12 protein-coding genes are annotated in these 15170 nt (G+C 45.8%); 9 read left to right on the forward strand and 3 right to left on the reverse strand.

What is annotated here, in order from left to right; translation table 11 throughout:
* Positions 1–77 precede the first annotated feature (77 nt).
* Entirely contained in the window at positions 78–1364 is a 1287-nt protein-coding gene (locus CCC17_RS00900; RefSeq protein WP_021652503.1) for an HlyC/CorC family transporter, read from the reverse strand.
* 232 nt (positions 1365–1596) lie between these two features.
* Here CCC17_RS00900 and CCC17_RS00905 point away from each other — a divergent pair, with 232 nt between their 5' ends.
* From CCC17_RS00905 to CCC17_RS00925, 5 genes are all read left to right on the forward strand, one after another.
* Positions 1597–2295, forward strand: a complete 699-nt coding sequence (locus CCC17_RS00905; RefSeq protein ID WP_015526062.1) for an ABC transporter ATP-binding protein — start codon at positions 1597–1599, stop codon at positions 2293–2295.
* A 9-nt stretch (positions 2296–2304) separates the two neighbouring features.
* The gene (locus CCC17_RS00910; RefSeq protein ID WP_287082341.1) at positions 2305–4620 is read left to right on the forward strand and encodes an ABC transporter permease; all 2316 of its coding nucleotides are present in this window, start codon (positions 2305–2307) and stop codon (positions 4618–4620) included.
* 265 nt (positions 4621–4885) lie between these two features.
* Complete coding sequence (locus CCC17_RS00915; RefSeq protein ID WP_015526060.1) at positions 4886–5263, forward strand: diacylglycerol kinase family protein; 378 nt, start codon at positions 4886–4888, stop codon at positions 5261–5263.
* A 95-nt stretch (positions 5264–5358) separates the two neighbouring features.
* Positions 5359–5784 carry a hypothetical protein gene (locus CCC17_RS00920; RefSeq protein WP_287082343.1) on the forward strand — a complete coding sequence of 142 codons (426 nt, stop codon included), beginning with the start codon at positions 5359–5361 and terminating at the stop codon, positions 5782–5784.
* Positions 5785–5853: 69 nt separating this feature from the next.
* Positions 5854–7455 carry an ABC1 kinase family protein gene (locus CCC17_RS00925; RefSeq protein WP_287082344.1) on the forward strand — a complete coding sequence of 534 codons (1602 nt, stop codon included), beginning with the start codon at positions 5854–5856 and terminating at the stop codon, positions 7453–7455.
* A gap of 143 nt (positions 7456–7598) precedes the next feature.
* On the opposite strand, the gene CCC17_RS00930 is transcribed toward CCC17_RS00925, so the two are convergent.
* Positions 7599–8426: an AraC family transcriptional regulator gene (locus tag CCC17_RS00930; protein WP_287082345.1), complete on the reverse strand. Its 828-nt coding sequence runs from the start codon at positions 8424–8426 to the stop codon at positions 7599–7601.
* Between the two features lie 707 nt (positions 8427–9133).
* Here CCC17_RS00930 and CCC17_RS00935 point away from each other — a divergent pair.
* Complete coding sequence (locus CCC17_RS00935) at positions 9134–10660, forward strand: glycoside hydrolase family 31 protein (RefSeq protein WP_287082347.1); 1527 nt, start codon at positions 9134–9136, stop codon at positions 10658–10660.
* A 169-nt stretch (positions 10661–10829) separates the two neighbouring features.
* Here CCC17_RS00935 and CCC17_RS00940 read toward each other — a convergent pair whose 3' ends face one another.
* Positions 10830–11474 carry a YesL family protein gene (locus CCC17_RS00940; protein WP_287082348.1) on the reverse strand — a complete coding sequence of 215 codons (645 nt, stop codon included), beginning with the start codon at positions 11472–11474 and terminating at the stop codon, positions 10830–10832.
* A 584-nt stretch (positions 11475–12058) separates the two neighbouring features.
* Here CCC17_RS00940 and CCC17_RS00945 point away from each other — a divergent pair.
* The 3 genes from CCC17_RS00945 to CCC17_RS00955 all read left to right on the forward strand — a co-directional run bounded on the left by CCC17_RS00945 (position 12059) and on the right by CCC17_RS00955 (position 15169).
* Positions 12059–13312, forward strand: a complete 1254-nt coding sequence (locus CCC17_RS00945) for an ABC transporter substrate-binding protein (protein WP_287082350.1) — start codon at positions 12059–12061, stop codon at positions 13310–13312.
* A gap of 99 nt (positions 13313–13411) precedes the next feature.
* Positions 13412–14314 (forward strand): carbohydrate ABC transporter permease, encoded by a 903-nt coding sequence (locus tag CCC17_RS00950; protein ID WP_287082351.1) that lies wholly within the window; start codon positions 13412–13414, stop codon positions 14312–14314.
* A gap of 15 nt (positions 14315–14329) precedes the next feature.
* Positions 14330–15169, forward strand: a complete 840-nt coding sequence (locus CCC17_RS00955) for a carbohydrate ABC transporter permease (RefSeq protein ID WP_173754591.1) — start codon at positions 14330–14332, stop codon at positions 15167–15169.
* The last annotated feature ends 1 nt before the right edge of the window (position 15170 follow it).

Below are 15170 nucleotides of genomic sequence, written 5' to 3' on the forward strand. Positions count from 1 at the left end.
GATATGGATGATATTAAGTATTAAATATTTTTTCAGTACATCAGCTGTTTATTGTTACGGAGCTGGAGCCTGCTTACTCAGGATTCGGTATTATCCAGTGTTTCAGGATCTTTTTCCGGAAGGTAGACATGCACTTTCTCGATACGGTTTTTATCCAGCTTTTCTACGATCAGACGGATTCCGTCCTCTGTGATCACTTCGTCACCGGCAACAGGCAGACGATCCAGATGTTCGATGATAAATCCACCCAGGGAATCATAATCCTCGGAATCCAGTTCCGTATCCAGATGATCATTTACGTCATCCAGATGCATGGAACCTTCGATGATATATTCCCGGTCGGAAATCTTCTGGACAAGCTCGTCCTCCTTCTCATCGTATTCATCATGGATCTCACCCACGATCTCCTCCAGGATATCCTCCAGTGTGATCAGTCCGGCCATATCACCGTATTCATCCAGTACAATGGCAATGTTGAAGGTGGAGTCCTTCATTTCCACAAGAAGATCGGAAATGCTTTTTGTTTCGTAAGTGAAATGTGGCTTTCGGAGGAAATGATCGATAACAAATTCCTCATTTTTGTCGTAAAGAAGAAGATCCTTCATGTTGATGATTCCCACAATGTTGTTCTGGCTGTCCTTATAAACCGGCAGACGTGTGAACTTATCCTCGCGGAAAATATCGATCAGCTCATCATAGGTGGATTCCACATCCGCAAAGGTAACATGTACTCTTGGAACCATGATATCCTTGGCTGTGGCATCTCCAAGATCAAACACATTGTAGATCATTTCTTTTTCGTCGGATTCAATGACACCGTCCTCATGGCTGACGTCCACGATAGTACGAAGCTCCTCCTCGGTCATGGCCTTGCTGGCTGCATCCGGATCCACACGCATCAGGCGCATCACACCTCTTGAAAAGAGATTGATGATGAAGATCACCGGTGTCATGATGGTCATAAGAAATTTAAAGACCGGGATATAGCGGAGGGTGATCTTTTCAGAGTTAATGGTTGCGTAGTTCTTGGGGGTGATCTCACCGAAGATCAGGATCAGAACCGTCAGGATCACCGTCACGATGCTGACCATATAGCCGCCAAAGCTGTATGCAAGTGTGGTTGCAAGGGAAGAAGCTGAAATGTTCACAATGTTGTTTCCGATGAGAATCGCACTGAGAAGCTTGGGCGTCTGGTTCTCCAGGATATCGAGAGCCATGGCTGCACGCTTGTTTCCCTCGTCTGCAAGAGAGCGGAGACGGATCTTGTTTACCGACATCAGCGCGGTTTCGTTAGATGAGAAAAAGGCTGACAATGCCAGCAGAATAAGTAATATGATTATCTGGTAAGTGTCGCTGGGGTCCACTTTCAATATTCACTCCTTTAAAAATAAGATTATTTGGTTAAAAATATACAGATACTCCCACATTATATACGTTTTACTGGATTTTGGCAAGAGCCGGACCGGTACAGCGCATATAGATATATGGAAAAAATACGAAAATAAGTCTGCTTCTTGACAAAAGAGTAAGTTCAGACTAACATATATGTGTATTCATATATAAAGAAGAACTGTATAGGAATGGAAGGAGCGGTTTATGTTTCTGGAGATAAAAGGAATCAAAAAATCCTTCGGGGCAGGAGAGAGCCATGTAGATGTTCTGAAGGGGATCGATCTTGAGATTGAAAAGGGAGAATTTTGTGTGCTTCTGGGGCCGTCCGGTTCCGGGAAATCCACGCTGCTAAACATTATTGGCGGCATTGACGGAGCAGATGCAGGAAGCATTACCATTCAGGGAGAACAGCTGGAGGATATGAATGAAAAGAAGCTTTCCCTCTACCGCAGAAAACATCTGGGATATATTTTTCAGATGTATAATCTGATCCCCAATCTGACTGTGAGGGAGAATATTGAAGTTGGTGCTTATTTAAGTGACAGACCGCTGGATGTGGATGAACTGCTGGAGACACTGGGACTTTATGAACATCAGCGGAAGCTTCCGAACCAGCTTTCGGGAGGTCAGCAGCAGAGAACTGCTATTGGACGTGCCATTGTAAAAAATCCGGATATCCTGCTTTGTGATGAGCCTACCGGCGCTCTGGACTACAACACCTCCAAGGAAATCCTGAAGCTGATCGAAACAGTCAATCACAAATACGGAAATACTATAGTCATGGTTACTCATAACGATGCCATCAAGGATATGGCAGACCGTGTGGTAAAGCTTCGTGACGGGATGATCCGCAGAAACTATCAGAATGAGCAGAAGATTCCGGCTGCTGACCTGGAATGGTAAGGGGGCATTATGAAGAATCCTTTACGTAAACGTATCCCTAGGGAACTGAAGGGGGAATTTGGAAAATATCTGGTGGTTTTCCTGCTGATGGTACTGACCATCGGGTTTGTGTCCGGCTTTCTGGTAGCCGATGGAAGCATGCTGAAGGCTTATAATGAGAGCTTTGATAAATATAACATCGAAAACGGAAATTTCCGTACTGCGGAAAAGATTTACAGTTCTCAGTGGAAGGATATTGAAGCTGCCGGTGTTAAGCTTTATGAGAACTACTATATAGAAGAAGATCTGGATAACGGAAGCACCATGCGTTTTTTTAAAAACCGTGAGAAGGTGAATAAGGTCTGCCTGATGAAGGGAGAAATGCCGTCAGGGCAGGGCGAGATCGCCATTGACCGTATGTATGCGGATAACAACAGTCTTAAGGTAGGAGATACCCTGATCAGAGGTGAAAAATCCTGGAAGATCACAGGTCTGGTGGCACTTTCGGATTACAGTGCCCTGTTTCAGAATAATAATGATTCCATGTTTGATTCTGTAAAGTTTGGTGTGGCGATCGTAACTCCGGAGGAATTTGAAAACCTGGATCAGGAAAAGCTCCGGTACAATTATGCATGGATATATGATCATCAGCCAAAGAACGAAAAAGAGGAGAAGAAGGTTTCCGAAAATCTCATGGAAGACATTGGCAAAGCGGTAGCTCTGGAAAACTTTGTCCCACGTTATCTTAACCAGGCGATCATTTTCACCGGTGATGATATGGGCGGAGACAGGGCAATGGTCATCACGCTTCTTTATATTGTGATCGTGATCATGGCTTTTGTGTTTGGAATTACCATCAGCAATACGATCCGAAAGGAAGCCGGTGTTATCGGTACGTTACGTGCATCCGGTTATACCAGACGGGAGCTGATCCTTCATTATATGACGCTTCCGGTTCTGGTCACGCTGGCCGGTGCCCTGATCGGAAATATTCTTGGATATACCGTATTTAAGGGTGTATGTGCAGACATGTATTACGGGAGCTATAGTCTGCCGACTTATGTGACTGTATGGAATGCAGATGCGTTTCTTCTGACAACTGTAGTTCCGGTCATCATTATGATACTGATCGATCATGCGGTGCTTAGGTACCGCCTGCAGCTTTCGCCTCTGAAGCTCCTGCGAAGGGATTTTTCTGGTAAAAAACAGAAACGTGCAGTGTATTTAAGCCCGAAGATAGGAATTTTTTCCAGGTTTCGCCTCCGGGTGATCTTTCAGAATGTCAGCAGTTATCTGGTGCTGTTTGTGGGAGTTGTTTTCGCAAATCTGCTGCTGTTTTTCGGAATGCTTCTTCCGTCTGCGCTGGATCATTATCAGCTTGAGATCCAGGAAAATATGCTGGCGAAATATCAGTACATGCTTTCGGTTCCGGCAAGTGCCTATTCTGGGAATAAAGAGGATGCCATGAATTCTCTTCTGGAATATTATACGGATATCAGAACGGACAATAAAGATGCGGAAAAATTTTCTGCGTATTCTTTGAATACCATGCCTGGTAAATATAAAAGTGAGGAGATCGCTTTTTACGGTGTGGAGCCTGACAGCCGGTATATCCAGGCGGATCTTTCGGGAGACGGTGTTTATATTTCCAGTGCCTATGCGGACAAATTCCGGATCAAGGAGGGCGATACCATAACTTTGAAGGAAAAATACGAGAAGGATGAGTATTCCTTTAAAGTAGATGGAATCTATGATTATGCGGCAAGCCTTTGTGTATTTATGGAAAGAGATAAACTGAATGAGGCGTTTGATCTTGGAGATGATTATTTTGGAGGATATTTCTCTGATACAGAGATCAGGGATATCCCTTCAAAATATATCGGCTCTGTCATTGATCTGGAGGCTCTTACAAAAATATCCAGGCAGCTGGATGTCTCCATGGGAGATATGATGGGAATGATGTATGGATTTTCCGTGATCATTTTCCTGGTGGTGATCTATCTGCTTTCCAAGGTCATCATCGAAAAAAATGCCCAGTCGATTTCCATGACCAAGATCCTGGGCTATACAAATGGTGAGATCAGCCGTTTGTATATACTTTCCACATCACTTGTGGTGGTGTTCTGCCTGCTGTTAAGCCTTCCGGTTGAACGGCAGATCATGGAAGTGCTGTTCCGCGAGATGATGCTTTCCAGTATTTCGGGATGGATCACCATGTGGGTGGATCCCATGATCTATGTGAAAATGACAGCGATCGGAATCGCAGCCTATGCAGTGGTAGCAGTGCTGGAATTCCGGAGAATCCGTCAAGTGCCCATGGATGAAGCACTGAAAAATGTGGAATAATATGTGACATCTGTATATATATCCGGAAAAATAATTCAGAATATCCGGAAATTTTACAGAATATGCAACAGGAACAGGAGTATGTGTGGTTTAACTGAATGCGGATGCTTTTATCCGCTTGAACAGTTGTCTGTGAATAACCACATATACTCCTTAAATATTCATAAATTTTCCGGAATACTGGAAATATTACTACAAACTTGTTATAATAATCCCATACTTCCCGTTGGAGGGAATAATTCAAACAGGAAATCAGGTGAGGAACATGGCAGGCAGAAAGAAGGATCCGCTGTATAAAAGCTTCGGATATGCGTTTCAGGGGATTTTTACCTGCATCCGCAAGGAAAGAAATATGAAGATCCACTGTATGGTGGCAGCGCTTGTGGTGATCGCAGGACTGATCCTTGGGATTTCCGTGACAGAGTGGTGCATCTGCCTGGGGCTGTTCGGAATGGTGATGGCGCTGGAGCTGGTGAATACGGCAGTGGAAGCTGTTGTGGATCTGGTCACAGAGGAACGTCACCCATTGGCAAAGATCGCCAAGGACACAGCGGCCGGAGCAGTACTGATCGCAGCGATCATGGCAGCGATCGTCGGACTGATCATTTTTGTTCCCAAGGGACTTGTTTTTCTGGGAATATGACAGGAACAGAAAACTTTTGTTTCAGGATAGGGTCTGGTGTCGGACTGTGGTGTGATGGTCCGGCAACTGCCGGTTTCAGGAAAGGAGAAAATATTATGGAATTAGGTGAAGGACTGAAGAAAATTTTATTGGTGGGTATTGGTACAGCAGCAGTGACAGCAGAGAAATCCAAAGAAATCCTGGATGAACTGGTAAAAAAGGGTGAGCTTACGGTTGAACAGGGTAAGGTTCTTAATCAGGAGCTGAAGCATAACATCAAATCAACGGTTAAGACAGCTGCTGATTCTGTAAAGGAATCTGCAGCCAGAAAGAATGATCAGGAAGAACTGAAGGCAACGATTTCCAGGCTGACACCGGAGCAGCTGGCTGCTGTGAAGGCGCAGATCGAGCGCATGCAGGCCGAGGCTGCTGAGGAGAAAGCCGAGACAGCAGAAGAACTGGCAGAGGAAGCTGTACAGGAAGCTTCTGCGGAAACAGAAAATGCAGAAGATACCGGGAGCGAAGAACAGGCAGCAGAGTAACCGACTGCGGATCGCAAATATCCGCTTGACTAAACGACAACGCAGACGAAGCAGTAAATGGAGAAGTTTATGGGCAGAGAAGAAAAGGAGAAAAAAGAGAAAGGCGGATATGGAGAGCGGCTGAGAGAGATTACAGCCGTTCTGAAAAAACATGCCATTACCCGTGGTGTTTCTCCTGAGAAGCTCCGGCTCATACTGGAAGATCTGGGCCCAACTTATATTAAGTTGGGTCAGATCATGTCTCTTCGTTCTGATATTCTGCCGAAACGCTACTGTGACGAGCTGATGAAGCTCTGCTCAGAGGTACCGCCGATGCCTTTTTCCCAGGTGATCGAGGTACTGGAAGAGTCCATGGGCTGTCCGTGGCAGGCAGAATTTCAGCATATTGAGCAGAAACCTCTGGGAGCAGCATCGATTGCCCAGGTGCATCGGGCCACGCTGAAAACAGGTGAAGAGGTTGTGATCAAGGTTCAGCGAAAAGGAATCTATGAGACCATGGCCAGGGATATCGGCCTGATGCATAAAGCAGTGCGCCTGATGCCGCCGGTGAGCATTAAGGGCATGGTGGATCTGAACATGGTTTTAAGTGAACTGTGGACTGTGACTCAGGAGGAGATGAATTTCCTGACAGAAGCTGCAAATATGGCGGAATTTGCAAAAAAGAACAAAGATGTGGCTTTTGTGAAAGTGCCGATTCTCTACCGTGAGTACATTTCGCCGCATATTCTTGTGATGGAATATATTGACGGTTTTGCGGTCAATGACAAGGCTGCGCTTCTGGCCAATGGTTATGATCTTAATGAGGTCGGAACGAAATATGTGGATAATTTCATCAAACAGGTGATGGAGGATGGCTTTTTCCATGCGGATCCCCATCCGGGAAACGTGCGGATCCAGGCTGGAAAGATCGTCTGGATCGATATGGGAATGATGGGGCGGCTTACAGAGCACGATCGTCAGCTGATCGCAGAAGCTATTGAAGGGGTTGCCATGAACAACATCGGCAAGATTCAGGATGCGGTCCTGGCTCTTGGGGAGTTTAAAGGCAAACCGGATTCCAGCAAGCTTTATGAGGATATCCGCGGACTTATGGAGAAATACGGTACTGCGGATATGGGGAACATTGATGTGGCTGAAGTGATGGTGGACCTGATGGAGGTCATGAAAGAAAATAAGATCATGATGCCTCACGGACTGACTATGCTTGCAAGGGGGCTGACTCATGTGGAGGGGGTTCTGGCTGAGATCTGCCCGGATATCAATATGACACAGATTGCTGCGGCAAGGCTCAAGGAGCAGCTGTTCAGCAATGGGAACTGGAAGCGTGAGATCAAAAAAGAAGGAAAAAATCTTGCCTGGTCCCTGAAACGTGCAGTGGATATTCCTTCTCTGGCGGCGGATTTCCTTCAGGGCTGTATGAAGGGGCAGACAAAGATCAATCTGGATCTTCATGCCTCGGATGATCTGGCGTGGCTTTTGCGGCGGCTGGTGCGGAATATTGTGATGGGGCTGTGGGTGATGGCACTTCTGATCAGTTCCAGTATTATCTGTACCACAGATATGAAGCCGAAGTTGTGGGGGATTCCGGCGTTGGGCGCCTTTGGTTATGTGTTTGCTTTTATTATTGTTTTGTATGTGTTTATCAAGCATTTCTTTTCAGGAAAAAAATAAAAGACGGAGATCATTTGCAGAGTCTGTGGGATGGTTTCCGTCTTTTTTTGCTGTTATGGAATTGTTTCGGTCAGCTGTTATAACTGCGATTAGGAGCTATCATCTTCCGACCGGCTGGTAAAGGACGGAGTGCGGGTGTCTGGTCAGGTGTAGATGGTTCCGCTGTAGGCTTTGCGGAATTCCTTTGGGGTGTAGCCGGTTCCCTGGCGGAAGTAGTTGCAGAAGGAGGGAGCGTCCCGGAAGCCGCAGGAGAGAGCTGCTTCTGTGATGGTGCAGGAGGAGGAGCAGAGAAGCTGGGCTGCTATCTGGAGGCGGTGTTTCAGGAGATATTGTTTTGGGGAGGTGTTTTCATGTTCCATGAAGATTCGGTAAAGATAGGAACGGTCGATTCCTACGTAGTGTGCCACGTCTGAGATCTGGATGGGGTAGGCATAGTTGTTTCTGATGTATTCGGAGGCTTTCTGAAAGTACAGGTTTGAGATGTCGGTCCTGCTTTCGGAGGGCTTTTTTTGCATGTTGGATAGTATCAGGAGGAGGTTTCCTGTGGAGGCAAGGTCGTTTCCGTTGTTTTCGGAAAAGGTGTCAAGTAGGCTTTGCATGTGGGTGAGGAGGCTGTTTTGCCGGGAGGGTGTTTCCGGGGTGAAGATGGGGGTGTCGGAAAATACGGTTTGTTTCAGGATTTCTTTGCAGGCGGAGCCGTCAAAGCCTGCCCAGGCATAGCTCCAGGGGTCGGAGGTGTCGGCGCGGTAGTAGATGGAGTCCATGGGACGGATGAGAAAAGCATCACCTGCTTTCAGATGGTAGGTGTGGCCGCTGCACTGGTATATGCCTTTGCCGTGGAAGATCACGTGGAGGAGGTAGTGTGGGCGCATGGCTGGGCCGAAGGAGTGGTTCGGGCCGCAGTCTTCCTGGCCGCAGAAGTAGACGGATAGGGTGTGCTGGGTTTGGGTTTCTTTGGAATCGTTTTTCATTTGGGTGGGCCTCCTGTTTTTGGGTTATTCAACAAAAACGCAATTTTGGGTCACAAAATGGGATGGAATGTTGTATGAGGTGATTATACAATATTGGGTGTGGGAAGGGCAAGGATGGATATGGATATACGGACGCCCGCGAGGTGTGTGCTGCCTGTCGGCGGGGCTTCGTCGGGGGCTGACTTCTAAGCCGCTGAAAATCTGCTAAAAGCGCTTTAAAAATTCTCGAACTCGCGTCTGAAGCCGCTCAGACAGCGAGAATTTTTGAAGCAACGCAGATTTCCAGCGGCTAAGAATCAGCACCCCTCCTGCAGAGTCCGCCGACAGGCAGCACACACCTCACGGGCTGGTATTTCAGGGCGGAAGGGATAGAGTGGCGGTGGTGGGTGGGATTACAGGCGAGACGGGAAGCGGCTGGAGAAAATGTGGTTGACGGAGCGGGATGAATACATCGGCGGAGCGTAGCATTATCAATACCGTAGAATACATCGCCGTGCCAATACATTAACACATTCCCACAGCGTACGACAATATAGTGTGCCTGGAAAGGGGGAGCGCGAGGGGGAAAAGCGGGCTTCGCAACTTTGAGTGCTTTCCCCCTCGCAGATTTCCTACTCTTTGAAAAGCGGATAAATTCACACTAATACCCCAAAAAATAACCTCAACATTAAAAAAATAGATTTACATATAAAAGGAGGAGCCTTAACATGAAAACAACTATATTAAAAAACGAATTCTGGTATGGCGGCGCAGTCTACGAAGGCTACCGCCAGCCCGTAGGTGCAGACGACATTGTGGACTGGGATTTCCGCGAAAACCCAACCCACAATCAGATCATGCCTTTATTCCTTTCCTCGAAAGGCCGCTACATCTGGAGCGATGCAGGTTTTCACATTTCTTTCAGAAATGGTGAGATCCTGGCGGAAGGTCCGGAACCTATCATTCTGAAAGATGGCTTCAATGATCTGCGAGGTGCATACCTGGCAGCCATGAAAGCGCATTTTCCATTTCATGAGATCAAACTTTCAGACAGATTTTTCAAAGCACCGGTATATAATTCCTGGATTGAACTTACCTATTATCAGACCCAGGAGAATATCCTGAAATATGCAAAAGGTATTCTGGAAAATGGTTTTCCATCAGGTGTTCTGATGATCGATGATGGCTGGTCTCCTTATTATGGAAGGTGGCAGTTCAGGGGAGATAATTTCAAGGATGCGAAGGCGATGATCAAAGAATTGCATGAGATGGGCTTTTCTGTGATGTTGTGGATCTGTCCGTTTGTTACTCCGGATACGCTGGAGTTTCGGAAGGCCAGGGATAAGCATTTTCTGATTGAGACTCCGGAGGGGAAACCTCGTATCCTGGAGTGGTGGAACGGGTATTCTGCGGCTCTGGATCTGACGAATCCGGATGCGATGAAGTGGCTGAAGGATCAGCTGGATGTTCTGACGGATATGGGTGTGGATGGCTTTAAACTGGACGCGGGTGATCCTTGTTATTATCATGCGGGTGATAAGCTGTTCCGTGATGTTTCTACGGATGAGTTGTCCAGGCTTTGGGCTGAGTTTGGAGAGCAGTTTGCGTTTAATGAGCTGAGAGTGTGTTTCCGGGCCGGGGGTTATTCTCTGATGCAGAGACTTTGTGATAAGCAGACGAAGTGGGATGAGAGTGGTATTGCGGGATTGATCCCGGATACGTTGCTCCAGGGGCTTACTGGGCATCCTTTTGGCAGTCCGGATATGATTGGCGGGGGTGAGTATACCTGCTTTTTGAATGGGAATGAGAATGCGTGTACGCCGGAGATGTTTGTGCGGTATGCACAGATCGCGGCTTTGATGCCGGTGATGCAGTTTTCGGCTTCTCCTTGGAGGGTGCTGCCTGAGGCGGATTTTCAGAAGGTTAAGGCTGCGCTAGCGCTCAGAGAGAAATGTCTGCCGGAGATTTTCAAGGCTGTAGAGTGTGCGAAAGTTACTGGTGAGCCGATTGCCCGTTCTATGGAGTTTGTTTTCCCTGGACAGGGTATGGAGAGGGTGATGGATCAGTTTATGGTTGGTGATGCGCTTTTGGTGGCGCCTGTTTGGAAGCAGGGGGAGGTTGTCAGAAGTGTGACTTTGCCTGAGGGGCAGTGGAGGTGTGTTAGCCTTGGAGAGACTGAGGGTGATGTACTGAATGGTGGCCGGAATGTGGTTCTTGGTGAGAATGATGGGCTGGTTGTTTTGAGGAGAGTGTAGGACAACGCACAACAATTGCGTGCCCGGAAAGGGGGAGCGCGAGGGGGAAAAACGGGCTTCGCAACTCTGAGTGCTTTCCCCCTCGCAGATTTCCTCCGCTTTGAAAAGCGAAAATACTATATCTAAAAATACTATATCTAAATAAATAACAATTTTCCCAAGCTTTTCATCACAAAAGCGAAATATCCTCCTCCGGAGGAAGCAGCTTCTTAAAAAATCGATACAACAGCATCGAATTTATAAAAGCTACAAGTCCAAATCCAAAGAAAAACCAGCAGCATGCGTAAAGTGGCTGCAGCTTTGCATCGAGATATGTCATATACAATGGAAAAATCGTGATCACCGCAATGGCGATCGTTGTGGGGAAATGCATAAATGCCAGCAGAAATGCATTTCTGCAAAGTGCCCCCAGTGTATTGGCGAAGGTTGCGATCACCGGGAATATGTATAAAGTAAAAATTATCAGCAGAGTCAGAACCCCCACAGAAAGATAAAACAGCATATGTGCAGCGCTTCCTTCTGCATGGAGCAGAAAGCGGATATTCAGGATGATCATGGTTCCGGCAGCAAGGATCAGCAGCCATATGAGCAGTGACTGTTTGAAGTTTTCCTTAAAAGCTCTGAAAAATGTTTTCGTTGTGCCGTTGTTATTCCCTTTTACTGTACGCATCATGCAGTGATAAAGGGCAGTTAGTGACGGCCCAATGGTGATCACGGGGATGCAGCAGAGAATAAAAAGAAGATTGGCGATCACGATGTCACCCAGCTTGTTGAGAAATACATGGACGACATTATCTTCATTTAAAAGATTCATAACGAAATACCTCCTTATATAGAAATGAAAACAGACCATATGGGAAAAGTCCGATACAGCTAATCTTAGCATAGTTTTTGATTGTGTGTAAAGAGAGGAGACGCAGATAAGTATCAGCACGGTTTATGGGACTGTATAAAAAAACATGGAACTTTGCGTGCACATGTGAAAATGATGGCACGCATGGAATTATGTTAGGAAAGGAAAAGTGTGTTTTTCGGAAAATGACATTTATACATGTGCTGAGTTAGTAAAAACATACAAAAACAGATATGTAAAAATGTTGGTTTTGCTACAAGGAAATAAATGGGTGCCAAAATATGCTCATAAATAGTGAAAAATATGAAAATATATGTAAGAAATAAACGAAAACATGTAAAAATGACGAATAATTAACAAAGTATGAACAAAAAATGGATAAAATGAATAAAAAGCAACATTTTTCTATATTGAAATGACAATAATCCATTTATCATTTTTTCATGTGCAATTATAATAATATCAACGGTCAGAGACGTGGAAAAATATAAAAACTGACCAAAGAAAGAGGGAAAATAAGAAAGATTTAAAAGGAGGAAGAAGTTATGAATTTCAAAAGAGTAGCAGCATTATTGTTAGCAGGTGCCATGGTAATGACAGCAGTTCCTGTATATGCCAAGGGTGATGACGTTACACTTTCCGTTTCCATCTGGGACACCAACCAGGAGCCGGGAATCAAAGAAATTCTCGCAGACTTCACAGAGAAGACAGGAATCAAGACAGAGATCTCCGTTGTTAAATGGGATGAGTACTGGACAATGCTCGAGGCCGGTGCACAGGGTGGTTCCCTTCCGGATGTATTCTGGATGCACTCCAACGAGAGTCAGAGATACATGTCCAACGATATGCTTCTTGATCTGACCGATAAGATCAAAGACAGCGATCTGATCGATCCGGAGAACTATCCGGAGGATATCTGGGGACTGTATACATACGATGATAAATATTATGCAGTACCGAAGGATATAGATACAATCGCTCTCTGGTACAACAAGACATTATTTGACGAGGCAGGACTTGATTATCCGACAGCTGACTGGACATGGGATGATGTTACAGAGGCAGCTAAGAAGCTTACTAAGGATGATGGTTCCCAGTACGGTCTCGGAATGAGAAATGATAACAACCAGGCCGGATACTACAACCTGATCTATGATAACGGCGGATACATCATCAGCGATGACAAGACAAAATCCGGCTGGGATGATGAGAAGACGATCGCAGCTATGCAGACACTGGAAGGATGGATCAAGGATGGCGTGATCCCGTCTCTTGAGACAATGTCCGAGAACAACGAGGACGTACTTTTCGAGGCTGGCAAGATCGCTATGACATGCCAGGGCTCCTGGATGCTTGCAGCATTTAAAGGGAACGAGTACACAGCAGCGAACAGTGATTGTGTAGAGCTTCCTAAAAACGCTGAGACAGGCAGAAGAGCTTCCTCATATAACGGACTTGGATGGGCAGCATCTGCTTCCGGTGAGCACACAGACGAAGCTTGGCAGCTGATCGAGTACCTCGGATCCAAAGAGGCTCAGGAGAAACAGGCTGAGCTTGGTGTTACAATGAGTGCATACAAAGATACATCTGATGCATGGGCTAAATCCGCAGACTTCAACCTTCAGGCTTATCTGAACATGATGGATGACATGGAGATCCGTCCATACTCCAAATCTACTGTAACATGGGAGAACGAGGACAACGAGATCCTTAAGGGCGTATACACAGGCGACATCACAATGGAAGAGGCTTGCAAGCAGATGGCTGATCAGATGAACGAGAAGCTGGCTGAGGAGTAAGCATTAAGAAACACCGATAATTAAGTGCAGTAATGAGAGGGGCCGCCGCACTCAGGTGCAGCGGCCTCATACATAGAAGGAATAGAAGGAGTGATTCTTATGGCTAAAACTACCAAGTCACAGGCACGGACAAAGAGAGCGCGCAGTGAGTTCCTCTGGGGCTGGCTGTTTATTCTCCCAACAACAATCGGACTGATCGTATTGAACATCATTCCGATCTTCCAGACTATTTACCAGAGCTTTTTCAAGACAGGAGATTTTGGTAAAGGAAATATCTTTATCGGTTTACAGAACTACCAGAAGGTTTTTGCAGATAAAGAGATCTGGCAGGCACTGATCAACACATTCAAATATGCGATCGTGGAGGTCCCTTTTTCCATTGTCATCGCACTTGTTCTTGCAGTACTTCTTAACAGAAAGATGAAGGGCCGTTCTATTTACAGAACCATCATCTTCCTTCCGATGGTAGCAGCTCCGGCAGCGGTAGCCATGGTATGGAGATGGCTGTTCAACTCTGATTATGGTCTTATCAATAACGTTTTCCATGTTCATGTAAACTGGGTTTCTAATCCGAAAATTGCAGTATTTGCAGTTGCGATCATCGGTGTATGGTCTATCATCGGTTACAATATGGTTCTTTTCCTGTCAGGACTTCAGGAGATCCCGAGAGATTATTATGAAGCAGCATCCATTGACGGTGCAACAGGCGTGAATGCATTCTTTAACATCACGGTCCCGCTTCTTTCACCAACCATTTTCTTCGTACTTGTTACCCGTGTGATCGGATCCCTTCAGGTATTCGACCTGATCTATATGGTTATTGACAAGTCAAACCCGGCACTTACCAAGACTCAGTCACTGGTTTACCTGTTCTATAAATATGCATTTATCAATAAGAACATGGGATACGGCGCTACGATCGTAGTAGTACTTCTTATTATCACCATGATCCTGACAGTATTCCAGATGATCGGTCAGAAGAAATGGGTATTCTACAACTAAAAAGGGGGATTAACCATGGATAGTATGGAAACAAAAAAGAAATTAACCACTATTTTAATACATGTCATACTGATCATTGTGTCCATAACGATGCTTGTGCCATTTATCTGGATGATCCTGACAGCTTTTAAAACTGTAACGGAAGCAACATCTGTAGATCCTTTCACCATTTTCCCGAAAATATGGAGAAAAGACGCATTTATTTCTGTTATCAATAACATGAACTTCCTGCTTCTGTACAAGAATACACTGCTTCTGATCTTCTTCCGAGTAGTGTGTGCGGTTCTTACAGCAACTATGGCAGGCTATGCATTTGGACGACTGAACTTCAAGGGCCGTGATCTTTGCTTCGGTCTTGTACTGTTCCAGATGATGGTTCCGGTACAGATCTTCATCATCCCGCAGTACCTGATGGTCAGCAAGATGGGTATGCTGAATACGATCTTTGCCCTTGTATTCCCAGGTATTGTTACTGCATTCGGTACCTTCCTTCTGAGACAGGGATATATGGGACTGCCGAAGGATCTGGAGGAGGCTGCCAGACTTGACGGATGTAACATCGGTCAGACCTTCCTTTACATCATGGCACCACTTACAAGATCCAGTATGGTCGCACTTGGAATTTTCACAGCTGTATTCGCATTCAAAGATCTGATGTGGCCGATGATCGTTAATACAGATAAGGATATGCTGGTACTTTCTTCCGCACTTGCAAAGATGCAGGGCCAGTACGTATCCAAATTCCCGGAACTGATGGCTGCATCTCTGATCGCCTGCATTCCGATGATCGTGATCTACATGATCTTCCAGAAACAGTTTATCGAAGGTATTGCTACCAGCGGTGGAAAACTGTAAT

Origin of the sequence: Blautia sp. LMAG:36 (genome assembly GCF_008680535.1) — a bacterium.
Classification (GTDB): Bacteria; Bacillota; Clostridia; order Lachnospirales; family Lachnospiraceae; genus Blautia_A; species Blautia_A fusiformis.